Raw genomic sequence first — 22,630 nt, forward strand, 5'->3', positions numbered from 1 at the left:
ACTCAGAATGAGTTGCAATATCTTTTTTCCATCTCTAGAAATGCCGCGCTGTAGGCCGAAGGGGGCACTGCCCGCCGCGGCGATGGGGAATTTAGATAAATGGAGTTTCAGATGGGATATCGCCAGCGAATGAGCGCGCCGCTCCGGGCACAGCGCCGCACGCTTGCACTGGCCGGCATGGCCATGGCCGGAATTTTCATGGCGGGTACGAGCGCTGCGCAGGCCGAAGACGGTTTTTCCTATGAAGGAAACCTGACGGGCACCTTCCTTGCGGCGAGCGACGACCGCGCCCGGCCCGAGCCCGCGCTTTCGGGCGATCTTTTCGGCACCTATGCATTCGGCGATTTCGCCTTTGTCGGTCATCTGGAAGGTAGCACCACGCCGCGCGCCAACGGCGTGTCCTCGCTGGTGCCGAATGCGAATGCCGATAGCGGCAGCGCGCTGAACGGCGTCGGTCATGGCCGCGTGCAGCTTTCGGAGTTCTATCTTCAGTTCGGCAATGACGATGTGACGGCGGCGGTCGGCCTCATCGACGCCACAGCCTGGCTCGATGCGAGCGCAGTGGCCAATGACGAGCACGGCCAGTTCCTCAATGCGACGCTGGTCAACAATCCGACCATCGCCTTTCCGGACTACACGCTGGGCGGCGTGGTCGCGCTCGAAGGCCATGACGCCTTTCCCGGCATTACCGCCTTCGTCGGCAGCTCCAACGGCCTCGCCGACAATCCGGATGCCGATTACGACGAGCTTTTCGATGTGGGCGACACGGGCAAGGGCATCTTCGGCGCGCTGGAACTGCAATGGGCCGTCGCGGGTCTGGGCGAAACCGGTGCGGTCCGCATCGGCGCCTGGACGAATACCGCCGATTTCGCACGGCTGAACGGCACTGCCGGCACGAAGAACAATTATGGCGTTTACGGCGTCATCGACGGCAATGTGGATGAGCTCGGCTGGTCCATCCGCGCCGGCATGGCCGACAAGAGCGTTTCGCCCGCGGCCTGGTTCATCGGCGGTGCGGTGGAGCATCCGCTCGGCCCGGTCACGCTGGGCCTCGGCCTCACCCATACGGCGGCCTCCGGCGATCTCGGCGCGGGCTTCTCCGACGAGACGAATGCCGAACTCTATGCGCGCTACGACGCCATCGAGCATCTGCACATCACGCCGCTCGTTCAGTGGACGAACAATCCCGGCTTCGACGATACGGGAACGGCCATCGACGAGTCCGTCTTCATCTTCGGTGTGCGTGTCGGCGTCGACATCTGAACCGAACGAACGGCGTAAAAGAAAGAGGCCCGGCATTTGCCGGGCCTCTATTTGTTTCGGGGACAATAGCGCTAAGCGCTTTTCTTTTTGTAATCGCCTTAGTACACTATGGAATACTATCTTCGACCAGCTGAAGTTCAGAATTGCGTGTGAGTGTCGCCGGAACCATAACCCGGAGAAAAAGGCATGAACCGAAGAGCATTTCTCGCCGGAGCAGTTGGTGTGCTTGCTTCCTCAAGCGCCAAAGCAGCGTGTAGCGCAATGGGCCCCCCCAGTCTGATGGGACTCCCGGTGCGGTGCCAGCTTTCGCACCCGATAATAATAAAACAAAACTGCCAGCTTTGGTGTTGGGCGGCGTCTGCTTCAATGATTTTTGCAATGCATGGTCATCCGCTTGACCAAATGAAAATTGTAACCGCGTTATATGGGGCTCCTGCATGCCTCACCAGTGGGCCCACTTTGAATATCGTCAGTATCCTGAGTGCTAACTGGATAGACGATTACGGGGTGCCATTTAAATCCATAGTGACAGGCGCATATGATCCGACGAACAATGTCTACGCGATGAATAATAACTTTATCGCGAACGAACTGAACGCTAATAGGCCGCTTTTATATTGCAATACGCACCATGCGATGGTCGTAGCGGGTATGGACTTTCTTCAAACCTCGATGGGGCCAAATGTTCAGGGCATACATGTTCTTGACCCGTGGCCAGCTAGTCCCAATGTTCACCCGTTGTCGCCTCCTGAAATGATTGCACTCAATAAGGGCGGGCAGATGACTTTCCTGGCTTCCGTTCAAGTGATTTAGCTATCCATATGGTTGCGACAACTTGGGTCCGCTCTGGCAACTGCGATAGCGTCGCTCGTCGATGAAACCGCGGAGTGGTTTTCGGGGTTTTGCATACTGCAAAAGAAACGGGCCCGGCATTGCCGGGCCCGATTGCGTTTCAGCGGAAGGGAAGGATCAGTCGCATTTGCCTTCGTCCTGGCAGCCCTTGTAACCGCCGGCTGCGCCGCCCACCACGCCGCCGATAACCGCGCCGGCAACGGCGGATCCGCCCGTCACGGCGCCGATGGCGGCACCGCCCGCCGCGCCGATGGCTGCGCCGGAGGCAAGGCCTGCTTCGGTGGGGCTCATATTGGTGCAGGCGCCCAGACCCATCAGGGGCACCATGGCGAGAACGATTGCGGTCTTCTTCATCGTGATCTCCTGTCTGTGAACGGGAGTCGTCTTGTCCCTTGAAACGTCAGCGCTTCGATGATCCCAAGACTTACGGGACATCGGGGCGAGAACATGGCGGCAATCGGGTGAAAGCGGGGAGAAAAAAGCCCGGCCCCGTGCTGCGACGGGGCCGGGCCGTTTCGTCTGCTTTCGGCCAGGCGGCGGTTACTTGCAATCGCCTTCTTCCTTGCAGCCCTTATAGGCGCCGCCCGCGGCGCCGATGGCACCGCCCACGGCTGCGCCTGTGGCCGGGTCGCCGCCGGTGATCGCGCCGGCTGCCGCGCCCACGCCGGCGCCGATCGCGCCGCCCGAGACGGCGCCCTGGCTGGTCTTGTCCATGTTCGTGCAGGCGCCCAAACCCATCGCCGAGGCCAACATAAGGGCAATAGCTGTCTTCTTCATGCGTCACCTCCTTCAATGCGCGGGTTCCGACGCATCGCGGTTCGCGGTTTGCAGAAGTCGAACCCTGAGACAGAGTCCTGAAAGCCAAGCTGGGCGAGAAAGTGACGCCGATTGGGAATTTTTTTGCCATATTCCTTCGGCATGTAACCATGCTTTCGGAGTTTCCGGCGGAGCGGGCAAACGAGTTGGCGAAGCGCAAGCGCAGAAGAGTGAAACAGCACCGTGATTTCGTCCGGCGGCGAAAGACGGCGCAGCGTCAACGCGAGAAGATGGCGGCGCGCTCGCCGTTCACGCTATGGCTGATGCGGATCGCGATCGTGATCTTCTGCGTGCCCGCGCTCGTTCTCACCGTTTATGCCTTCGTGCCGCCGCCGGCGACGCCGCTCATGGTCATCCGTCTCATCGAGGGCTACGGGCTTCACAAGGACTGGGTGCCGCTTTCGAAGATTTCGCCCTCCCTGCAGCGCGCGGTCATCGCCTCGGAGGACGGCAAGTTCTGCGGGCATACCGGCTTCGACTGGCAGGCGGTCAGCAATGCCATCGATCGCTATCAGAGCGGCGAGGGGCATATCCTCGGGGCCTCGACCATCAGTATGCAGACCTCCAAGAACCTTTTCTTCTGGCCGGGGCGAACCTTCCTGCGCAAGGGCGGGGAGAGCTTTGCGACGGTCTGGCTCGAAACCATCCTCTCCAAGCGCCGCATCATGGAGCTCTATCTCAATATCGTGGAATGGGGCCCCGGCATTTACGGCGCGGAGGCGGCGGCGCAGCACTGGTTCGGGGAGCATGCCGCCAATCTCAGCCCGTATCAGGCGGCGCTGCTGGCGGCGAGCCTGCCGGACCCGCTGGGCCGCGACCCGGCGCACCCTTCCGCCTATATGCGCTCACGTGCGGGCACGATCCTTGCGCGGATGCGTGGCGTGCCCGCGGGCGAGCGTCTTTGTCAGGGGCAGCCGCCCATTCGTCCCGAGGTTACCCGTGGGGGCGTGCGGCTTCGCCTGCCGCCTCGCCTCTAGGCTCGTCTTCGCTCATCAGGGCCGCCAGCGCGCAGAGTTCCACGCAGCTGCGCGACAGGGCCCAATTGTCCACCAGCACCATGTCGTCGCTTGCGAAATCGGCGCGGACGGTCTTCGCCATGGCCTCACGCGTCCGCTCCGGCGCGGCGTCGGGCGTCCAGCCCTGATCGCGCAGCTTTTTCGCGATGCGGCGGCTCAGTGCGGCGACATTGCTTTGCTCGCCGCCCTCATCCATCCAGCGGTGGCCGATTAGCGCAATGGCTTTGGGATCCGCCATGATGCCGGTAAGGCTGTTTTCGAGGCCGAGCTGTTCGGGCTCCGACATCGATACGGCGAGCGGGATTGCGCTTACCGCCACCGCGGCGCCGGCAAGGATCAGGACGTTTCTGCGCGAAAGTGTTACGTCGGCCATTCAGAGCGTCTCCCCCGGCTGGTTGTTTGCGAAGCGCGTTTTCAGATGGTCGGCCATGCGCACCGCCAGCGCGACCAGCGTCAGCGTGGGGTTGACCGTGCCGGTCGTCGGATAGACCGAGGATCCGGCGATATAGAGGTTCGACATTCCGTGCACGCGGCAATCGGCATCGCAGACGCCCTGTCCGGCGTCGGCCGCCATGCGGGTGGAGCCCATATGGTGGTTGCCCCAGCCCTCCGCCTCGGTCCATTCCTCGCGGTCGGGAAAGATGATGCGGATGCGTCCCTCGCCCCAGCCGCCCCAGGCGCGGGCAAGCGCGCGGACATTCTGGTGCAGGCTCGTCGCATCCGTGCCCTTGAGCCGCCAGGTGAGTTTGGTGCGGTTGAGGCCGAGGGCGTCCTTCTCGTCCGACAGGGTGATGCGGCTGTCCGGATTGGGCTGCTGCTCGCTGGCGCAGCCGATGCCGAAGCGCCACCCCAGCGTGTCGTTTTTCGCGGGCAGGGCGGTCGAGCTGCGGACCGCCTGCAGGATGCCCGCATCGAGTTTGTGGGCGGTCTCCCTTTCCGCCTTCTTTTCCGGTGAGGCGTCGCCGTCTTTCGGCGGCGTGTAGGCCGCCTTCACTTCCTCGCGCGGATAGAAGGTCATCACCGTGCCGAGGCGGCCGGTGCGCGCCAGATATTCGGGCGTGAACATGAAGCAGCCGCGCATCACGGCTTTTTCCACCGGCGTATAGGTGCGGTAGAAGGCGGGCACCAGCTTTTCATCGGTAATCACGATATCCGCCGGATAGGGGATATGCGGATGCTCCATGAAATAGCGGCCGACCATGTCGTTCTGGTTGCCGAGGCCCGCTTTCGCCACGCTGTTCGACAGGAGCAGCATGCGCGCATTCTCGATCCCGCCCGTGGCGAGCACGACCGTTTTCGGCTTCACGGTAAAGCCGTTGCCCTGAAGCGTCGCCACGCGCAGATGGTCCACTTCGGCCGCGTTCTCCGTCGGCACGATCTCCAGCACATTGGAATTGAGATAGCAGGTGACGTTCTCCGCCTTTTTGATGTCGGGGCGGTAGACCTCGCCGAAGCGGGTGGGGGGCGAATAGATGAAGAAGCGCGTCATCACCTCGTCGCCCGCCAGCGGCAGCGGCTCGACCGGCTTGTCGGTTTTCCAGCCTTCGGGGTCGTCGAAATTGGTCGAATGGAGCTGGCAGATGTCGGCGGCGCGCGGATAATAGGGGTCGAGATCGGTCCGCGTGATGGGCCAGCCGGAATGGGGCACCCAGTCGCGCTTTTCGAAATCTTCCTTTTCGAGCGGACGGCACCAGCCGCCCCAATGGTTCGTGCTGCCGCCGAAATAGCGCAGGCGCGAGCCGTCCAGCGTGTAGTCCACGCCGCCGATCTCGCCCTCGTAAAGCGCCTGGGTGTCGGCGTCGAAGTCGAAGCCGCCGGATTCGATCAGCGCGACCCTGACGCCCGTCCCTGCGAATTCGCGCGCAATGGTAATGCCCGCTGCCCCGCCGCCAATGATGGCGAGGTCGGTCTCGATAATGGTTCCCTCGGGAACCTGGCGTCCATCGACAAACATATCTTTCAATCGTCCGGTTGGTGGCTCATTTCGTCAGGGCCTACATGATGTGGCAGTCTGCGGTTTTTTTGGGGCGGCAAACCGGAAATTTTGCGTTGGGCGGCGCTTTTCCGGCTCTCGCATGGCAGAAATCTCATGCTTTTTGCACTGGACCGCGCTCGATGCTCATGCCAGTTTTCCTGACAACAAAAATCCCCTCGCATGGGTGCCAAAAAACGGAGCGTCGCCGGGCGGTTTTCGCCCCCCTCGCGGTCCGATCCAGCATAAAAACAGGCGCCCAGCCCGTGAGGACCGGCTTCAAACGGAGGACTGTCATGAAAGAATGCCTGAAGTTTTACATCAACGGCGAGTGGGTCGACCCGGCCCAGCCGAAGACGCTCGACGTGATCAACCCCGCGACCGAAGAGCCCTGCGCCAAGATCAGCATCGGCTCCCAGGCCGATGTGGACAAGGCGGTGGCCGCGGCCAAGAAGGCCTTCGAGACCTTCTCGAAGACCAGCGTCGAGGACCGCGTCGCGCTTCTCGGCAAGATCCTCGAGGTCTATCAGAGCCGCTATGGCGACATCGCCGAGGCGATCACCATGGAAATGGGCGCACCGGCCAAGCTCTCGCAGCTGGCGCAGGCCGCCATGGGCGTGGCGCATCTCGGCACCATGATCGAGATCCTGAAGGGCTATGAGTTCGAAGAGAAGCGCGGCACGACCACGCTGCGCAAGGAGCCGATCGGCGTTTGCGGTTTCATCACGCCGTGGAACTGGCCGATGAACCAGATCATGTGCAAGGTTGCCCCGGCGATTGCCGCGGGCTGCACCGTCGTGCTGAAGCCGTCCGAAGAAGCGCCGCTCGATGCCTATATCTTCGCCGAAGTGATGGACGCGGCGGGCGTGCCCAAGGGCGTCTTCAACCTCGTCAATGGCGACGGCCCCGGCGTGGGCGCGGCCATCTCCAGCCACCCGGATGTGGACATGGTGTCCTTCACCGGCTCCACCCGCGCGGGCATCCTCGTCGCCAAGGCCGCTGCCGACACGGTGAAGCGCGTCGCGCAGGAGCTGGGCGGCAAGTCGCCGAACATCATCCTCGACGATGCGGACCTGGAAAAGGCGGTCGCCGGCGGCGTGATGGGCGTCATGCAGAATTCCGGTCAGTCCTGTAATGCGCCGACGCGCATGCTGGTCCCGGCGGGCAAGCATGACGAAGCGCTCAAGATCGCCAAGGCGACGGCGGAAAGCGTGAAGGTCGGCGACCCGAACGCCGAAGGCACGACGATGGGCCCGGTGGTGAACGAAGTTCAGTTCAACAAGATCCAGGGCCTCATCCAGAAGGGCATCGAGGAAGGCGCGACGCTCGTCACCGGCGGCACGGGCCGTCCGGAAGGCCTCAACAAGGGCTTCTATGTCCGCCCGACCATCTTCGGCAATGTCACCAATGACATGACCGTCGCGCGCGAAGAAATCTTCGGCCCCGTGCTGGCGATCATGCCGTATGAGTCCGAGGAAGAAGCCATCCGCATCGGCAACGACACGGTCTATGGCCTGTCGGGCTATGTGCAGGGCGAACTCGCGCATGCCAACAAGGTCGCCGCGCAGATCCGCGCCGGTCAGATCCATGTGAACGGCGCCGGTCCGGACCTCCACGCGCCCTTCGGCGGCTTCAAGCAGTCGGGCAATGGCCGCGAATGGGGCGAGCTGGGCTTCGAGGAATTCCTCGAGACCAAGGCCGTCCTCGGCGCCAACGCCGCCTAAACAGCCTCCCGGATCATCCGGGTGCGATAAAGCCGGTGCGGGAAACCGCACCGGCTTTTTTTCATGCGCTCTTTTACAAGGCTCTTCCCGCCCGCCCAAAACAAACAGTCATCCCGGCGAACGCCGGGATCCATGGGGCGTCTGCGCTTGCTGCTGCTTGTCGATGGATGCCGGATCAAGTCCGGCATGACGCGCTTCTTAGAGATGAAGGTGGTTCCAGATGTTTAGAGATGAAGGTGGTTCCAGATGTCAATATCACTTGAGTGGCGCCTCGAATAATTCTGTGTACGGATAAGGTTGAATGCTTTCCTGTGTCAGCTCCTTTTGTGGCGGGGATATGCCCAGAGAGCCTGTGTCTGCAATCTTAAAAGAGCTTTGCGAAAAATGTTCTGTTTATCGCTGTCATGTGAATATGTCGGCGAATCATGGAGTGTGAATGATGCGCAGAATGCAGGCCGTGTTCTGGGCAGTCTTATCGATAACCACCAAATGGCGGAGCGTTGAGCGTGCCCCAGAAAAAGGTGGTTGACGTGCTGCTCGATCCAGATTCCACTATAGGCAACTCCCATGCCCTGAAGCTCCTACCCAGGTAGGAGACCCGTCCCAGACGGTGGCCCATTGGGCCTAGGGGCGTGGGACGCTATCTCAACTTACGGTGCCATATCGTAAACTTCCCGTTGACGGCGGTGTCGACGGAAGGGTTTTCGATGCGGGCACGCTCCAGAATGTGTTGTGACAATGCACACTTCGCTGGCGATGCGCCTTCGACTAAGTGGTGTCCGTTTATCTGGTACGCGAGAGCGCCGCTAAAGATGTCAGCTAACTGAATAAGCGGCGTTTGGTGCGAGTGGCGGAATTGCATCCTGCGGTAAGGCCAATCTCTTTGATCTCCACTCTTCCGTATGCCGAGGTTCAGCATCGTCCTTACATTTTCCGGGAGTTGGTCAGTTGTTCGGTGGTCCGGATAAATGTGGAACAAAGCATCGCCATATAGGCGGCCAAACTTTCTGGCTAGCTGATAGATTTCTTTGCTGAAGCCAATCTCTCGACTGCCTTGGTTGTAGCGGCGATGGTTGACTTTATGAGTGTCTACAATCAGGGAGTGAAAGTGTGGGCCGGCCGCAAACTTCGGCAGAAAGAACAGGTCTACAGCGCGTAGGTAAGCAGATAGCTTGCGGTTGGAGACCTTTACCCACTTCATCTCGCCGCGTGCATCAAGTTCCGGTGCTCTAGTGGCGGTAAGCTGAGCGGTAAAGTCTGCGGTCATTGCTGTTGGAAGAATTACGCCGCCGAGCACTAGGTATCGATGACCAGTTTGACTGCTTTCATCGATATATGCGTCAAAGAAGGGCCGTTTTCGTGGCTCGTTCATTGTGCCAGTTGGCATGGTCGAGGCCATTGTTGGAGCCTAGAGATAGCTCTTTCGAATTGCGGCGGCGACGTTGGTACGAAGTCCGTTGGGGCGGTTCATGTTTGTGTCGGCCGTCTCCAACATGTCGCAGATGTCGGATACACGTTTTGCCCCTTCGACTCCGCTAGCGTAGTGCTCTCTGACTAGTCGGACAGCTTGCAAGGCATCAATGACTGTAGCGATTTCATTGTCAGAACCTGACATTGCAAATCTCCATAGTGAATCGGGGGATTCACCATAGCTCACATAGCCGACTATGACGATTCTGCTTGAGGGTGATCCAATAGCCTTTCATGTAGAGTTGTTGCCTCGGCTTTGGATACGGGGCGGTTCGCCTAGCTGGGGGGGGCAGCAGGGACCCTGCCGGACCATGGCTGGAGCTATGTGTTCCCTTGCGCCTACACCCGCAGCCACGAAATCCGGCCTCTCTACTCCGCCCCGGCCATGCTCTCGAAAAGCTGCGCCGTTGCCTCGTCCGCTGGGAAAAGCTGCTCGATGCGCAGTTCGTCCGCCGTCACGTCCTGCGCGGTGCCGAAGGTGGAGATCACGGTGAAGAGCGAGACCTTGAGCCCGTTCATTTCTACATCCAGCGGCAGGACGGGCAGGAGCCCGGCATTGTCCGGCGGGCGCAGCGTGTCGGGGTCCTGCAATGCCGCGAGAGCTTCGAGTTCCCGCTTCATGTCTTCGCCGCCGACCGTTTCCGCCTCGCGCTCGGCCCTGTGCCAGAGCAGCGGCGCGGCGATGCTCCAGTTCGTCACGAAGGGCCTGATGCCATCGGGGTGAAAGAAAAGGCGCATGAGATTGCGCGCCTGCCCGTCGCCGTTTCCCTCGCCCAGCCGCGTCCACAGATCGTCTCCGAAGAGCGAGGTCAGAAGGTCGAAGGGCGCATTCGCCATGCGAATGTTCCAGGCCCGGTCCAGCACCACGGCGGGATAGGGTTCGTGGTTTTCCAGGATCTTCTCGATGGCCGACATGACGAGGCTCATCTGCGGGTCGTCCAGCGGGCGCGTCTTGAACACCGGCGCAAAGCCCGCCGCCGTCAGCCACTGGTTCCGGTCGCGCAGCGGCACCTCCAGGCATTCGCTCAGTTGAAGGATCATGCGCCGGCTCGGTTTGGCGCGGCCCGATTCCAGAAAGCTCACATGGCGCTGCGAGACGCCCGCCGTCAGCGCAAGGTCGAGCTGCGAAATCCGGCGTTTCTGCCGCCATGATTTCAGCAGATGGGGAAAGACATCTCCAACGGCGTCTCTTGCGGCCTCACCGGCTGCCAATGTGTCCGACATCGCGGCCTCCTCTTCTCGTCTCACTATTCCCCGGGATGGAAATCGCTTCAATAACCTCCGAGGTAATTGCGGGGCCTTCGCGGCGGGATCAGTCTGCCTCCGTCAATCACAGGAGGTTTCCATGACCAGCCGTTTACTGATGATCCTTGTCACGATTGCCGCTTTCGGCGTGCTTACCGTCTTCGCGCTGATGGAAACGGGCTATTTCGGCCTGTTCGAAATGCAGATGCAGAATTTTGCGGGGCTTCAGGTGTTGACCGATCTCGTGATCGTCTGCCTGCTGGCCTGCATCTGGATGGTGCGGGATGCGCGCGAACGCGGGCTCACCGTCTGGCCCTTCATCCTGCTCACCTTCGCCGCCGGCTCCTTCGGCCCGCTTTTCTATCTCGCCATGCGCGAGCTGAAGCCTGGCGCGGCCCGCGCGGCGGCAGCGTGATCCGCTAAAGCTGGGTCCGCCGCTTCCGCGGCTCATCCACCAGAAAGAACATCGTCGCCGCCGAACCCGCCAGCACGGTGATCGCCAGCCAGAACAGCGCCTCGAACGAGACGCCATGCGCGATGAGGCCGCCGCAGAGCGGGCCCATCGCCATCATCACCGAGGTGCAGGTGTTCAGCACCGCGATGCGCATGGGCAGGTCTTCGCGTGCGCCGAACTCCACGATGATGTTCATGTTGGAATTCATGAAGCCGCCCTGTCCGGCGCCCAGCCCCGCGAAGACCGCCGCCACCGTCCAGATCGTGCCCACCTGCATCAGCGCGAAGATCGACACCGCCCAGATGCCGATCGCCATCATGAAGACGAGCCGGTTGCCGAAGCGGTCGGCCACCGTGCCCCAGGCGAGGTTGGTCGTCGTCTGCGCGATGAGAAACGCCGTGGACAGAATACCGAGCGTCGTGCCCGACAGGCCGATCCGCTGGCCCGCATAGATGATGTAGAAGGGCACCGCCATGGTGGCGAGCGCGGCGAGCGCGGCGGCGACGTAATAAAAGCCGAGGCTTCTGTCTTCGGCCAGCATGGCCGGGATCTGGCGCAGCCGCTGGCCGAGTTTCGCGCGCGGGCGGATGCTCGGCGGGATCGGCTCCTTCACGATGAGGAGCATCATCAGCCCCGTCGCGGTGAGGACGAAGCCCAGCAGGAAGGTCGTCGCATAGCCATTGCCGAGCATGTTCTCGCCGACGAAATATTTGCCGCCGAGATAGGAGACGCCCGCCGCCGTCAGCCCGGCGCTGAAATTGCGGAAGCCCGTCAGCCGTCCGCGCAGGCGAAGCGGGATCACCTTTGCCATCAGCGTGTTGAAGATCACCGCCTGCATGCCGTTGAAGAGGCCGAAAAGGCAGAGCATCGCAATGGCGGTGATGAGCGCCCAGTGCGGCGGCAGGAAGAAGCCCGACAGCGCGAGGCCCAGCACGCCGAGGCGCATGCCTGCGCCGATCACGAAGCCGACGGGCAGCACGCGCTTGCGGTGTTCGATGAGCGTCGCGCCGAAAGTGGCGGAGATCGCCGCGCCCATCCATTGCGCGGCGAGCGCGAGGCCCACCACGAATTCGGAGCCGGAGAGCAAAAAGATATAGGCGGGGATGAAGGTCGGCGCGTTGATGAGGCGGAAGCCCGTCTGGCCGAGCAGGCCATGCGCCAGATTGGCCGCATAGTTGCGCGGCAGGTTCGCTTCTATGACCGCTTCATAGGCGGTTTCGGCGTCCGCCTTGCGGGCGGCTTCGGCGGTCCCGGCCTCGTCGCGGCTTTCAACTGACTTGTTCTCCACGCGCCCCTCGTTTCCTCGCGTTCCCCGCTTGTGTTGCCAGCTTGTTTTTGCCGGTTTGTTTTTGGGGGTAACGCAGGGGCTTTATAGACCCGTTCGGGGGTGGAGCGCCAACCGAATGACCAGAACAGCGTTCGAAGTCAGTCCGCGTGGGGGGGCCGGGAGGTTTGCCGGGTCATGGGAGGTTTACTCGGTCAGCCATTCCACGCGCGCCCGCGCGCCGGGGCCTTGCGCGAGTTTTTCCGCCAGCCAGCCGAGCAGCGCCTCGCCCTCGTTCACCAGCGGGTAGGGCGGGTTCACCGCGAGGATGCCCGATCCCGTCATCCGCTTGCCGTCGGGCGCGGCCACATGGAGTTCGAGGGCGAGCTGTTTGGGGATGCCGCTCGCCGCCATCCGTTCCAGGAACTCGCCGCTCACGCTCGGGTCCTTCACCGGGTACCAGACGAGGATCGTGCCCGTCGCCCATCGGCGATGCGCGCCGGCGAGTGCTTTTTCCAGCGCGGCGAATTCGGCGCGGTCCTCGAAGGGCGGGTCGACGAGGATAAGTCCGCGCCGCTCCTTCGGCGGCAGCATCGCCCTCATCGCCTGGTAGCCGTCCATCTCATGCACCTTCACGCGCGGGTCGCGTTTGAAGAGCTCTGCGCAATCTCGCCCCGGCGCATGCTCAATCTCGACAAAAGCTAGCCGATCCTCGACACGAGCAAGGTAGGCGGCAAGCGCGGGCGAGCCCGGATAGCGTTGGAGCGGCTCGCCGCTCAGCGCGCGCACGGCGTCGAGATAGGGCGCAAGCGATGCGGGGATATCGTCCTGCGTGTCGAGAAGCCGCGCGATCCCTTGCCGGTATTCGCCGGTTTTCTGCGCTTCCTCGCCGGAGAGATCCGTCATGCCGCTGCCAGCATGCGTGTCGAGCAGGAAGAAGGGTTTTTCCTTCTTTTTCAACTGGTTGATCGACAGCGTCAGCAGCGCATGTTTCATCACATCGGCGAAATTGCCGGCATGAAAGGCGTGGCGGTAATTCATTTCTTCGCAGTGTTTCGTCGCGGCAACAGAACCAGCCCGGCAAGGCCGACCATGGTGATGATGGCGCCCGCATAGAATGTCGAGGCGGGACCGTAATCTTCCCACAGATACCCGGCAATGAGGCTCGCGGCCAGCAGCACGATGCCGCTGACAAAATTAAAAATGCCGAAAGCCGTGCCGCGCAGCGCTTTCGGCGCGCTGTCGGCTACCAGCGTGGAGAGGAGCCCCTGTGTCAGACCCATATGAAGGCCCCAGAGCCCGACGCCTGTAAAGAGCATGACCGGTTCGTTCGCATGCGCCAGCACAAGATCCGCCGCGATAAGTGCGACGAAGCCGAGCGCCAGCAGGCGCGTTTTGTCCAGCCGGTCGGCCAGCAGGCCTGCGGGGTAAGCCGAGAGCGTATAGACGGCGCTCATCATCACCAGCACCAGCGGCACGAAAGCGATGCCGAGCCCAGCGGTTTCGGCGCGCAATACAAGGAAGGCTTCGGAAAAGCGCGCCAGCGTCAGTACGCCGCCAATGGCGACGATGCCCCAATAGGCGGTGCCCATGGTTGCGACGTCGGCCCAGCGAATGCGCGGTGCGCCGCTCTTTGCGGGCGCGTCGTCGACCTTCGGCTCCGGTTCGTGCACGAAGAGCACGAGAATGGTCACGGCGGCGAGCGCGGGCAGCACGGCGAACCAGAAGGTGAGGCGTATATTGTCGTTCAGCAGCGTCATCAGCGCGATGCCGATGAGCGGCCCCAGCACCGCACCCGCCGTGTCGAGCGATTGCCGGAGGCCATAAGCTTCGCCGCGTTGTTCGGGAGCGGTGATGTCGGCAATCAGCGCGTCGCGCGGCGCGCCGCGTATCCCCTTGCCGATCCGGTCGGCAATGCGTGCCGTCAGCACGGTCGCAATCGAGTCCGCCAGTGGAAAGAAGGGCTTGGAAAGCGCGGCAAGGCCGTAGCCGATGACGGCGAGGCGTTTGCGGCGGCCGAGCCAGTCGCTGAGCGTGCCCGACACCACTTTCGTCATGGCCGCTGTCGCCTCGGCGATGCCCTCGATGAGGCCGACCGACAGCATGGAGGCTCCGAGCGTGGTGGTCAGGAAGATGGGCAGCAGCGCGTGGACAAGTTCCGACGACATATCCATGAACAGGCTGACTAAGCCGAGCGCCCAGACACCGGCCGGGAGTGCCGAGCGGGAAGGCTTGGTCACAGCCCGATCCCGGCGAGGATAAGGGCGGCGGCGACGGTGCCGAGCGACAGGAGGAAGAGCGCGGCGGCGGGCAGGAGGCCGTTCTTTTTTCCCGCAAAAACAATCGTGTAGCCCGCTTTCAGAAAATTGTTCGAGGCCGCCGCGACGAGGATGGCGGCCGCGGTGAGCGCCATCGGCGAGGCCGTTTTCGCGCTTTGGGCGAGGCTGAGGACGAAGGGATCGACATCGGTCACACCGGCAATGGCGGCGACGGCGAAGATGCCGCTCTCGCCGAATTGCTGCCGCCCCCAGGCCACCGCCACCGACAGCGCCACGAAGAGCACCGCAAAGGTCAGCGCGGCGGAGACTTCCAGCGGGTTCGAGGATTGGTAGGGCGCGGATTCCCCTCGTGTTTTCCGGGCTTTGCCGCGCAGATAGATGAGCCCCGTCAGGCCGAGCCCGGCCGCGCAGAGGGTAAGGAGCGCAGGCATCAGCGTTAGCGCCAGCGCGCCGTTGAAGACGGCGACCACCACCAGAATCCGGACGAACATGATCGACGTTGCGAGCACGATGCCCGCCTCGGCGCTCGCCTGGGGCGGGGTTTCCTGCGCCAGCTGGCGCGACAGCACGACGGTCGTTGCGGTGGAGGAATAGAGCCCGCCCAGCGCGGCGGAGTACATCGCGCCCGCTTTCGGGGCGAAATAGCGCTGCAGCAGATAGCTCGCATAGGAGAGCGTGCTCACCGCCACCACCGCGAGCCACACTTCGTAAGGCGTGATCGGCGTGAGCGCCGTCACCGGCTCGTTCGGCACCAGCGGCAGTATAATTCCTATGATAATCAGGAACTTGCCGAGCGTGGTGAGCTCTGTTCGTCCGACGCCGGCAGCGAAGGCATGCAGCCGCTCGCGCGCACCGGTCAGAAGGACGACCGTCACGGCGATGCTGACGGCGACCCAGAGCGGCTGCGAGAGTGCGATGGGCCCGAGCAGGAAAACGATGAGGTTGCAGAGCGGCGCCATGATGCCGCCATCGATGCGCGCGCCGGGCGCGGGTTCGATATCGGGTTCCGCGCGATGCGTCTCCAGCCTTTGCCAGTAGAAAACGGCAAGCCACAGGCCGAGCACGCCGAGGCCGACCAGAAAGGGGATGAGCGTTTCGGGCGCAAGGGCATAGAGCAGCGCGCCGGCAAGGGCGAGCAGGGGAAAGGTGCGAACGCCGCCCGGGGGTTTCAGGCGGCTTCGGCTGAAGAACTCCTCGAAAGCGAGACCGACGAAGAACCCCAGGCCGAGTACGACGATAAGCCGCTCCGGCGCCAGCAACAGGTCGCCGCCGATATTCGTGAACGTGCCGGACAGCAGGGAACCGCTTTCCACGGGGTCGTTCATTTGGAGAGTTTGCCCTCTTCGATCAGCGTTTCGTCGAAAGGCATCACGATGTCCCGATCCGGCTCGACGAGTTTGCCGTTCTTGCCCTCATAGTCGAGGCGGTTCAACAGGTCGCGGATCACATTGATGCGCAGAAGACGCTTCTTGTTTGCATCGATCACCGTCCAGGGCGCCCATTCGGAGTGCGTGCCTGTGAGCATGGCGTCGCGCGCCTTGGAATAGTCGTCCCAGTGTTTTACCGCGACCTCGTCGATGGGGGATATCTTCCATTGTTTGAGCGGATTTTCCCGGCGCTCCTTCATGCGAGCCTTCTGCTCTTTCTTGGAGATATCCAGATAATATTTGATGAAATGGATGCCGGAGCCGATCAGCATGTTTTCGTAAAAGGGGACCTGCTCCATGAAACGCTCGTAGTCGGTATCGCTGCAAAAGCCCATGACGCGCTCGACGCCTGCCCGGTTGTACCAAGAGCGGTTGAAGAGGACCATTTCGCCGGCGGCGGGCAGGTGTTCGGTGTAGCGCTGGAAATACCATTCCGTCGTTTCGCGGTCCGACGGTTTGCCGAGCGCCACGACGCGGGTTTCACGCGGGGACAAGTGCTGGGTGACCCGCTTGATCGTCCCGTCCTTGCCGGCCGCGTCGCGTCCCTCGAAGAGAACCAGCACGCGGCGGTTATTGGCGATGATGTCTTTCTGGAGCTTCACGAGCTCGACCTGCAACTCGTACAGCTCGTGCTTGTAAACGCCGTGGCGCATGCCGTGGCGGCGCTCCTCTTCGGCTTCCTTGTCGGTTTTATCCTTGGTCTTGCTCACCGGTCCCGTGCCTCTCGTACCTGGTTGCCCGGGGCAAAAGATAGCGCCTGTACGGGGACGGGTATAGCGAGCCTGTTGCCGCGGGGTTGCGCCGCGCCGCTCTCTCAATTAAACGTTATATTATAACATTGCATAAGGGGTGATCATGCAAATCGGAACATTGAGGCTGTCGGCGCTTCCTCGGGGCGCCGCGGCGATGCTGGCGGTTGCGCTTCCGCTGGCGGTAGGGGTACAGGCAAAGGCGGCGGAGGCTCAGAAAAACGATAAGGAATCAGTATCGGGGCCCATTATCGTGACGGCCTCTCCCTTGCCGGTGCGTCTGGACGAACTGGCGGCGCCGGTGTTGCGTCTCGATCAGATCGATATCGACGAATCCGGGACATCCACGCTGGGCGCGCTTCTCGGCGAGAAACCGGGCGTAACACAGAGTTCCTTCGCGGCAGGAGCAAGCCGTCCCATCATTCGCGGCATGGACAATAACCGCGTGCGTGTGCAGGAAAACGGCATCTCGGCGGGCGGGGTCTCCGCATTGTCGGAAGACCATGGCGTGCCGATCGATCCGCTATCGGCGACAAGTATCGAAGTGGTGCGTGGGCCCGCAACATTGCGATATGGCTCGGAAGCGATTGGCGGCGTCGTCAATGTGCTGAACGACCGTATTCCTTCGGCGCGTCCGGACGGCGGATATACCGTCCATGGCGGTGCGAGCTATGACAGTGTCGATCAGGGCAAGCAGGCATATGGCGCCCTGAATGCCGCGACGGGAAACCTCGTCTGGCATGCCGACGGTTTCCGCCGCAAGACGAGTGATTACGACACGCCGCAGGGTGAGCAGTTCAACACATGGACGGACACATCCGGCGTGGCAGGCGGTGCATCGGTTCTGCTCGACAATGGCTATGCCGGGGCGAGCGTTACGCATTACGACAGCGAATACGGCATCCCGGCACCGGAAGACCCCACCGATCCCGTTCATATCGATATGCGCCAGACCAAGCTTCAGGTCCGGAGCGGATTGTCTTTCGGCGGCTGGGTGAAGGGCCTCAATCTCTCGGGCGGCTATGGCGACTACCGGCATGACGAAATCACGCTGAGCGGTGTGACCGGGTCGACCTTCAAGAACAAGGAATGGGAGGGCCGCGCGGAGTTCCTGCACGCCTCCGTCGGTCCTTTCGCGGGCGCATTCGGCGTTCAGTATCACCACCGGGACCTGTCCGCCTCGGGCGAGGGAGGTGAGTTGCTGGCACCCACCAATTCGCACTCGGTCGCGGGTTTCCTGTTCGAGGAGATGCCGCTTGGCGACACGCTGTCCTTGCAGATGGCGGGGCGCGTGGAGCATGTGAAAGTCGAGGGGACGGCTCTCGATACGGCGACTATCACGGAATACAGCGTGTCGCGCGACTTCACGCCGTTGAGCGGGTCGGCCGGCCTTGTCTGGGACCTTGATGGCGGCTGGGTGACCTCTGCTACGTTCCAGGCTGCCCAGCGAGCGCCGAAGGCGCCGGAGCTTTTCTCCAAGGGGCCGCATGAGGCGACGGAAACCTTCGAGATCGGCGATGCCGCTCTCAACAAGGAAACAGCCTATTCGGCGGAACTTTCCGCACGGCGCGAGGGGCGCGGCTATTCTTTCGCGGCGTCGCTCTTTCACGTCAGTTTCGACGATTTCATTTACAAGGCGCTGACGGGGGCAACTTGCGATGACGACTATGCGAGCTGTACCGATACGGGTGGTACCGGCACCGAACTGAATCAGGTGCGATATGCGCAGCGGGACGCGACCTTTTACGGCTTCGAGCTTGAGGGCAAGGTCGCGCTTCTTCGCACCGATATAGCTACGTATGGCTTAACGGGGCAGGCCGATTATGTGCGGGCGAAGTTCGACGGCGGCACCAATGTACCGCGCATCCCGCCGATGCGTATCGGCGCCGGGGTATATCTGGAAGCGGACAGGTTCATGGCGAAGGCCGGTTTCCTGCATGCCTTCAAGCAGGACAAGCTGGGGCCGAATGAGACGGAAACCGCCGGATATACCAACGTCTCCGCCGTGTTCCGTTACACATTGCCGGAACAGATGACCGGAGGCGCGAGCGTGAAAATCAGCGTTATCGGTCAGAACCTGCTCGATGCGGATATCCGCAATCACGTTTCCTTCAAGAAGAACGACGTGCTTTTGCCGGGACGCAATTTCCGCCTGGTGGCGAGCGTGGATTTCTGAGCGGCACGACACCTAAAAGAAGGGGCGGCCCTTTGGGCCGCCCCTCAATATCGCGCAGGCGATACCTCTATCAGAGCCCGATAAAGGGCTGGATCAGGCGTGCTGCGACGCTTTTCAAACGGATCGGACCTTCTGTCAGAGCAAGGCAGATGCATTCCTCGCCTTCCTCGATGGTCAGGCCGTGCATGTCGGCTTCGTTTTTTTCCTCGATATCGCCCCGCGCAAAGCGGCCATGCGGATCCTTGAAGGCGCCTTTGAGGACAAGGGTCAGCTCGGTGCCGCGGTGACCGTGAACGGGGATTTCCGTCCCCGGCCTTGCCCTGAGCATCCAGACGCGCTGGTCGCCGGGGCCGCGCCAGAGCATGACTTTCTTCATCCCCGGTCCCATGAACGACCAGTTGAGGTCTTCGACGTCATCCACGCCCAGCCATTCGCGCAAGGGGGCGGGCAGCACGCGGTCGGTGGTTGCGGGCGGCGGGGCCGGCCTGACCGGCTGTTTGCCGGGTGCCGGTTCGTCGATCCGCGACAGAACCGACGCCAGTGCGTCCGGTGCCATGGCCGTGCCCGTCTCGCCTTCCAGCAGCGAGCCGCCAATAGCCTCGGCCGCCTCCATGGTGCGGGCCGCGTCCGGGCGATAGCTCATATGAGACGCCACGAGCACTGCTTCGCCTTCGCTCAGCGTGCCGGCTGCGTATTCCATGATCCACTCGTCGCCCAGACGATGTGTGATCCCGTTATGCTCGACCGTTGCCGCGCACATCACTGCAAGTCCTCCAAAGCCGTACGTAAACGACCGAATGCCAGTCTCATTCTCGATTTCACCGTGCCGAGCGGAATACCCAACTGCTCGGCGATTTCCGAATGCGCCTTGCCTTCCATGAAGGAGAGCATGACGACTTCCGCCTGATCGGGCGGCAGGTCCTTGAGGGCCGCCTGGACCCTGTCGCCGGTCTGCCGGCTTATCACCTCGTTATCGGCCTGAGGCGGGTCTTCCGGAATCAGCATGGGGTCGGCCGGATCGAGGTCGGCCCGTTTTTCGCGGCGAACGCGGTCGATGAAGCGGTTCCGCGCGATGGTGAATATCCAGGTTCCCACCGCCGCTTTGGCCGGGTCGTATTGCGCGGCCTTGCGCCAGACCGTCAGCATCACCTCTTGCGCGATATCTTCGGCAAGCTTCTCGTCGACCCTGAGGCGCATCAGGTAGGACTTCACGCGCGGTGCGTAATAACCGAAGAGTTCCGCAAAAGCCGTCCGGTCGGCGCGATCCACGATCGCGGCGATATATCCCGCCATTTCCTCGGCGCTCGCGCCCGAGGAGGGCGATGCCGGGTTTTCGCGATCCATTCGCTCCAACTTCCTCAATCTCGTCCGCCTTGCGGGGCGGGCGATCCGGGTCCGGCCGGTATCTATCGCGGCGATCATCTGCATGGTCCAGATACGGGCCTGCTTTCAGGCTGGATCACCGGCGTGCCGTCTTTTTCGACCTGATTTCAAGACGATCCTAGGCGTTCGCATAAGGATGACAACAGGCGGGATGCGCGGAGGGGCTTTAAGCGGCGGGTGGATTGATCCGACACAGGCCCGGTTGCGTAGGACAAGACAGTGCCGAGGCGGACGGCTTTCCCTCCGCCGGACATTCATTTCAGGGGCTTTCATGGCGCCATTCGACGATCAAGCATTCAGCGGCCCGAATTCGGGTAAACCCTTGCGGATCGCCGTGGTTGGCAGCGGGATATCCGGCCTTTCGGCGGCCTGGCTCCTCTCGAAATCGCATGACGTGACCGTCTTCGAAAAGGGCGAGCGGCCCGGGGGGCATTCGAACACGCTGGTGGCGCCCTGCCCCGAGGGGGATGTCCCGGTCGATACGGGCTTCATCGTCTACAACGAGGCCAACTACCCCAATCTCACCGCCCTGTTTCAGCATCTCGGCGTGGCCACCTGTCCGAGCAACATGTCGTTTTCCGCCTCACTGCCGGCGGCAGGCAGGGGCAGGTTCGAATATTCCGGGTCGGGGCTTGGCGGCCTTTTCGGCGACCGGCGCAACCTCGTACGGCCCCGCATGTGGCGGATGATCCGGGACATCGTCCGGCTCTATCGCGGCGCGCCGGAGCTGATGGGAGAAGAGGGGCTGGAGCACAAGCCGCTGGGTGTTTTCCTGACGGAAAAAGGATTTTCACGCGCGCTCAGGGACGACCATCTCCTGCCCATGTGTGCGGCGATCTGGTCGCTGCCGCTGGAGCGGGTTGAGCAGTTTCCCGCGCTTTCCTTTCTGCGGTTCTTTGACAATCACGGGCTGATGCGTCTGACGGACCGCCCGGTCTGGCGAACCGTGGAGGGCGGGTCGCGCGAGTATGTGAAAGCGCTTTGCACGCCCCTCGGCGACCGGGTTCAGACCGGGCGCGGCGTTCGACGGATCGTCCGTGAGGGCCCCGGTGCCGTCATCACGGATGTGCACGGGCGTACCGAGCGCTTCGACCGGGTGGTCGTGGCCGCCCATAGCGACGAGGCGCTGGGCATGCTGGGCGATGCCGATGAGACGGAAAGGCGGCTGTTGGGCGCGATGCCTTACCAGCGCAATATCGCCTGGCTTCACAGCGACCCGTCTTTCATGCCCCGCCAGAAGCGCGTCTGGGCAAGCTGGAACTATATGGGCGGCGGCGACGCGCCGGTCTGTGTGACATACTGGATGAACAGGCTTCAGCCGCTTCCCACGGAGAGGCAGCTTTTTGTGACCCTCAATCCGACAAGGGATCCCGCGCCGGCGCATGCAATTGCCCGTATCGAATACGACCACCCGGTCTACGATGCGGGGGCGATTGCCGCGCAACAGGCTTTGTGGTCGCTTCAGGGGCGGCGAAATACTTGGTTTTGCGGTGCCTATTTCGGATCGGGATTTCATGAGGACGGCTTGCAGGCCGGGCTCGCCGTGGCAGAGGAACTTGGCGGCGTGCAGCGGCCGTGGCAGGTGGAAAGCGCGTCGTCCCGCATCTATCGGGCGGCGCCCCTGGAAGGGGTGGCGGCGTGACGGGTGAGACGGCAGGCGGGTGGTGGTCGCGCCTTTATGCGGGATCCGTTTTTCACAGGCGGCTCCGGCCGCGCCGTCATGAACTGCGCTACGGCGTCTTCTATATGCTTCTCGACCTCGACGAGCTGGACGGTCTCGACCGGGGTCTTGCCGGATTTGCGCATAACCGCTTTGCGCCGGTGTCGTTTTACGATCGTGACCATGGCGGGGGGGACGGCCGTCCCTTGCGGCAGTGGCTCGAGGGTCAGTTGCAACGCGCAGGGCTATCCGTGAGCGGGGGGCGGGTCGAACTTCTCACCATGCCGCGCATTTTCGGCTATGCGTTCAATCCGCTGACGATCTGGTTTTGCCGGGACGGCAACGACCGTCTGATTGCGGTTCTTTATGAGGTCCGCAACACGTTCGGCGACCGTCATTGCTATCTGTTTCCCGTTGAGCCCGGTGAAAGCCCTATCGAGCAGCGCTGCGACAAGGCGTTCTACGTCTCGCCCTTCATGGCGGTTGACGGGGAATATCATTTTCGTCTGGTGGAGCCGGGTGCGCGGATTTCCCTGACGATCCGTGAAAGCGATGAAGAAGGCGTGCTTCTGACGGCAAGTTTCGCCGGCGAGGTTAGGCCGCTATCCGCCGCCGGTCTTGCCGTAATGCTGCTGCGCTATCCTCTGCTGACGCTCAAGGTGGTGGCGGGGATTCACTGGGAAGCATTGAAACTACTCGCCAAGGGCCTGCGTTTCCGGCCGCGTCCAGCCGCGCCAGCGAGCCCTGTGACGGTGATTTCCCCCGGATTTCGGCGCTGAAACCCTGTGTCCCGTTCTGGGGCGCTCCCGATATGAACAATTTTATCTACGTAACCTATTCTTAGGAGCGACTTCCTATAACTGGCCCATGTCGTGCGCAA

Annotated in this window: 21 protein-coding genes; 8 read left to right on the forward strand and 13 right to left on the reverse strand. The window is 62.4% G+C overall.

Annotation, left to right across the window (positions count from 1 at the left end; all coding sequences use genetic code 11):
* Positions 1-129 precede the first annotated feature (129 nt).
* Together ACSSVQ_RS13320 and ACSSVQ_RS13325 are read left to right on the forward strand one after the other, a co-directional pair.
* Entirely contained in the window at positions 130-1,263 is a 1,134-nt protein-coding gene (locus ACSSVQ_RS13320) for a carbohydrate porin (protein ID WP_454183781.1), read from the forward strand.
* 186 nt (positions 1,264-1,449) lie between these two features.
* Positions 1,450-2,076: a papain-like cysteine protease family protein gene (locus tag ACSSVQ_RS13325; protein ID WP_454183783.1), complete on the forward strand. Its 627-nt coding sequence runs from the start codon at positions 1,450-1,452 to the stop codon at positions 2,074-2,076.
* Between the two features lie 156 nt (positions 2,077-2,232).
* Here the strand turns inward: ACSSVQ_RS13325 and ACSSVQ_RS13330 are convergent, their stop codons facing one another.
* Positions 2,233-2,469 carry a glycine zipper domain-containing protein gene (locus ACSSVQ_RS13330; RefSeq protein WP_339614347.1) on the reverse strand — a complete coding sequence of 79 codons (237 nt, stop codon included), beginning with the start codon at positions 2,467-2,469 and terminating at the stop codon, positions 2,233-2,235.
* A 186-nt stretch (positions 2,470-2,655) separates the two neighbouring features.
* Positions 2,656-2,892 carry a YMGG-like glycine zipper-containing protein gene (locus ACSSVQ_RS13335; protein ID WP_293325679.1) on the reverse strand — a complete coding sequence of 79 codons (237 nt, stop codon included), beginning with the start codon at positions 2,890-2,892 and terminating at the stop codon, positions 2,656-2,658.
* 149 nt (positions 2,893-3,041) lie between these two features.
* On the opposite strand from ACSSVQ_RS13335, the gene mtgA reads away from it, so the two are divergent.
* On the forward strand, positions 3,042-3,908 hold the full coding sequence (gene mtgA / locus ACSSVQ_RS13340; protein ID WP_454183785.1) for a monofunctional biosynthetic peptidoglycan transglycosylase: 867 nt from the start codon (positions 3,042-3,044) through the stop codon (positions 3,906-3,908).
* Here mtgA and ACSSVQ_RS13345 read toward each other — a convergent pair.
* Together ACSSVQ_RS13345 and ACSSVQ_RS13350 are read right to left on the reverse strand one after the other, a co-directional pair.
* Complete coding sequence (locus ACSSVQ_RS13345; protein WP_454183787.1) at positions 3,865-4,320, reverse strand: hypothetical protein; 456 nt, start codon at positions 4,318-4,320, stop codon at positions 3,865-3,867. The two genes, mtgA and ACSSVQ_RS13345, sit on opposite strands and share 44 nt — an antisense overlap.
* Complete coding sequence (locus ACSSVQ_RS13350; RefSeq protein ID WP_454183789.1) at positions 4,321-5,901, reverse strand: GMC oxidoreductase; 1,581 nt, start codon at positions 5,899-5,901, stop codon at positions 4,321-4,323. It abuts the gene before it with no gap.
* A 314-nt stretch (positions 5,902-6,215) separates the two neighbouring features.
* Between ACSSVQ_RS13350 and ACSSVQ_RS13355 the strand changes: the two genes are divergently transcribed.
* Positions 6,216-7,643 (forward strand): aldehyde dehydrogenase family protein, encoded by a 1,428-nt coding sequence (locus ACSSVQ_RS13355; RefSeq protein ID WP_454183791.1) that lies wholly within the window; start codon positions 6,216-6,218, stop codon positions 7,641-7,643.
* Between the two features lie 640 nt (positions 7,644-8,283).
* Here the strand turns inward: ACSSVQ_RS13355 and ACSSVQ_RS13360 are convergent.
* Together ACSSVQ_RS13360 and ACSSVQ_RS13365 are read right to left on the reverse strand one after the other, a co-directional pair.
* Positions 8,284-9,042, reverse strand: a complete 759-nt coding sequence (locus ACSSVQ_RS13360) for a DUF3800 domain-containing protein (RefSeq protein ID WP_454183793.1) — start codon at positions 9,040-9,042, stop codon at positions 8,284-8,286.
* Positions 9,043-9,482: 440 nt separating this feature from the next.
* Positions 9,483-10,337: a helix-turn-helix transcriptional regulator gene (locus ACSSVQ_RS13365; RefSeq protein WP_454183794.1), complete on the reverse strand. Its 855-nt coding sequence runs from the start codon at positions 10,335-10,337 to the stop codon at positions 9,483-9,485.
* Between the two features lie 121 nt (positions 10,338-10,458).
* On the opposite strand from ACSSVQ_RS13365, the gene ACSSVQ_RS13370 reads away from it, so the two are divergent.
* Positions 10,459-10,773: a DUF2834 domain-containing protein gene (locus ACSSVQ_RS13370; RefSeq protein WP_454183796.1), complete on the forward strand. Its 315-nt coding sequence runs from the start codon at positions 10,459-10,461 to the stop codon at positions 10,771-10,773.
* Positions 10,774-10,777: 4 nt separating this feature from the next.
* On the opposite strand, the gene ACSSVQ_RS13375 is transcribed toward ACSSVQ_RS13370, so the two are convergent.
* The 5 genes from ACSSVQ_RS13375 to ppk2 all read right to left on the reverse strand — a co-directional run bounded on the left by ACSSVQ_RS13375 (position 10,778) and on the right by ppk2 (position 16,492).
* Positions 10,778-12,100, reverse strand: coding sequence for an MFS transporter (locus ACSSVQ_RS13375; RefSeq protein WP_454183798.1), 1,323 nt, complete (start codon positions 12,098-12,100; stop codon positions 10,778-10,780).
* Positions 12,101-12,283: 183 nt separating this feature from the next.
* Positions 12,284-13,117 (reverse strand): 23S rRNA (adenine(2030)-N(6))-methyltransferase RlmJ, encoded by an 834-nt coding sequence (locus ACSSVQ_RS13380; RefSeq protein ID WP_454183800.1) that lies wholly within the window; start codon positions 13,115-13,117, stop codon positions 12,284-12,286.
* Positions 13,114-14,316, reverse strand: a complete 1,203-nt coding sequence (locus ACSSVQ_RS13385) for an MFS transporter (RefSeq protein ID WP_293328624.1) — start codon at positions 14,314-14,316, stop codon at positions 13,114-13,116. Before ACSSVQ_RS13385 ends, ACSSVQ_RS13380 begins: the two co-directional genes overlap by 4 nt.
* Positions 14,313-15,680 (reverse strand): MgtC/SapB family protein, encoded by a 1,368-nt coding sequence (locus tag ACSSVQ_RS13390; RefSeq protein WP_454183802.1) that lies wholly within the window; start codon positions 15,678-15,680, stop codon positions 14,313-14,315. The genes ACSSVQ_RS13385 and ACSSVQ_RS13390 overlap by 4 nt, the downstream gene beginning before the upstream one ends.
* Positions 15,677-16,492, reverse strand: a complete 816-nt coding sequence (ppk2, locus tag ACSSVQ_RS13395; protein ID WP_454183804.1) for a polyphosphate kinase 2 — start codon at positions 16,490-16,492, stop codon at positions 15,677-15,679. The genes ACSSVQ_RS13390 and ppk2 overlap by 4 nt, the downstream gene beginning before the upstream one ends.
* 145 nt (positions 16,493-16,637) lie before the next feature.
* Between ppk2 and ACSSVQ_RS13400 the strand changes: the two genes are divergently transcribed.
* Positions 16,638-18,707 carry a TonB-dependent receptor gene (locus ACSSVQ_RS13400; RefSeq protein WP_454183806.1) on the forward strand — a complete coding sequence of 690 codons (2,070 nt, stop codon included), beginning with the start codon at positions 16,638-16,640 and terminating at the stop codon, positions 18,705-18,707.
* Between the two features lie 70 nt (positions 18,708-18,777).
* Here ACSSVQ_RS13400 and ACSSVQ_RS13405 read toward each other — a convergent pair whose 3' ends face one another.
* Positions 18,778-19,467, reverse strand: a complete 690-nt coding sequence (locus ACSSVQ_RS13405) for a ChrR family anti-sigma-E factor (protein ID WP_293328621.1) — start codon at positions 19,465-19,467, stop codon at positions 18,778-18,780.
* Positions 19,467-20,051 (reverse strand): sigma-70 family RNA polymerase sigma factor, encoded by a 585-nt coding sequence (locus tag ACSSVQ_RS13410; protein ID WP_293328620.1) that lies wholly within the window; start codon positions 20,049-20,051, stop codon positions 19,467-19,469. The genes ACSSVQ_RS13405 and ACSSVQ_RS13410 overlap by 1 nt, the downstream gene beginning before the upstream one ends.
* Positions 20,052-20,361: 310 nt before the next feature.
* Here ACSSVQ_RS13410 and ACSSVQ_RS13415 point away from each other — a divergent pair, with 310 nt between their 5' ends.
* Both ACSSVQ_RS13415 and ACSSVQ_RS13420 read left to right on the forward strand, forming a co-directional pair.
* Positions 20,362-21,732: an NAD(P)/FAD-dependent oxidoreductase gene (locus ACSSVQ_RS13415; protein ID WP_454183808.1), complete on the forward strand. Its 1,371-nt coding sequence runs from the start codon at positions 20,362-20,364 to the stop codon at positions 21,730-21,732.
* The gene (locus ACSSVQ_RS13420; RefSeq protein ID WP_454183810.1) at positions 21,729-22,529 is read left to right on the forward strand and encodes a DUF1365 domain-containing protein; all 801 of its coding nucleotides are present in this window, start codon (positions 21,729-21,731) and stop codon (positions 22,527-22,529) included. The genes ACSSVQ_RS13415 and ACSSVQ_RS13420 overlap by 4 nt, the downstream gene beginning before the upstream one ends.
* Positions 22,530-22,630 lie beyond the last annotated feature (101 nt).

Source organism: Parvibaculum sp. MBR-TMA-1.3b-4.2 (assembly GCF_053628815.1).

Coding starts and splice junctions, on each gene's coding strand:
- ACSSVQ_RS13320 (WP_454183781.1), top strand. CDS start 130: ATGAGCGCGCCGCTCCGGGCACAGCGCCGCACGCTTGCACTGGCCGGC.
- ACSSVQ_RS13325 (WP_454183783.1), top strand. CDS start 1,450: ATGAACCGAAGAGCATTTCTCGCCGGAGCAGTTGGTGTGCTTGCTTCC.
- ACSSVQ_RS13330 (WP_339614347.1), bottom strand. CDS start 2,469: ATGAAGAAGACCGCAATCGTTCTCGCCATGGTGCCCCTGATGGGTCTG.
- ACSSVQ_RS13335 (WP_293325679.1), bottom strand. CDS start 2,892: ATGAAGAAGACAGCTATTGCCCTTATGTTGGCCTCGGCGATGGGTTTG.
- mtgA (WP_454183785.1), top strand. CDS start 3,042: ATGCTTTCGGAGTTTCCGGCGGAGCGGGCAAACGAGTTGGCGAAGCGC.
- ACSSVQ_RS13345 (WP_454183787.1), bottom strand. CDS start 4,320: ATGGCCGACGTAACACTTTCGCGCAGAAACGTCCTGATCCTTGCCGGC.
- ACSSVQ_RS13350 (WP_454183789.1), bottom strand. CDS start 5,901: ATGTTTGTCGATGGACGCCAGGTTCCCGAGGGAACCATTATCGAGACC.
- ACSSVQ_RS13355 (WP_454183791.1), top strand. CDS start 6,216: ATGAAAGAATGCCTGAAGTTTTACATCAACGGCGAGTGGGTCGACCCG.
- ACSSVQ_RS13360 (WP_454183793.1), bottom strand. CDS start 9,042: ATGGCCTCGACCATGCCAACTGGCACAATGAACGAGCCACGAAAACGG.
- ACSSVQ_RS13365 (WP_454183794.1), bottom strand. CDS start 10,337: ATGTCGGACACATTGGCAGCCGGTGAGGCCGCAAGAGACGCCGTTGGA.
- ACSSVQ_RS13370 (WP_454183796.1), top strand. CDS start 10,459: ATGACCAGCCGTTTACTGATGATCCTTGTCACGATTGCCGCTTTCGGC.
- ACSSVQ_RS13380 (WP_454183800.1), bottom strand. CDS start 13,117: ATGAATTACCGCCACGCCTTTCATGCCGGCAATTTCGCCGATGTGATG.
- ACSSVQ_RS13390 (WP_454183802.1), bottom strand. CDS start 15,680: ATGAACGACCCCGTGGAAAGCGGTTCCCTGCTGTCCGGCACGTTCACG.
- ACSSVQ_RS13400 (WP_454183806.1), top strand. CDS start 16,638: ATGCAAATCGGAACATTGAGGCTGTCGGCGCTTCCTCGGGGCGCCGCG.
- ACSSVQ_RS13405 (WP_293328621.1), bottom strand. CDS start 19,467: ATGTGCGCGGCAACGGTCGAGCATAACGGGATCACACATCGTCTGGGC.
- ACSSVQ_RS13410 (WP_293328620.1), bottom strand. CDS start 20,051: ATGGATCGCGAAAACCCGGCATCGCCCTCCTCGGGCGCGAGCGCCGAG.
- ACSSVQ_RS13415 (WP_454183808.1), top strand. CDS start 20,362: ATGGCGCCATTCGACGATCAAGCATTCAGCGGCCCGAATTCGGGTAAA.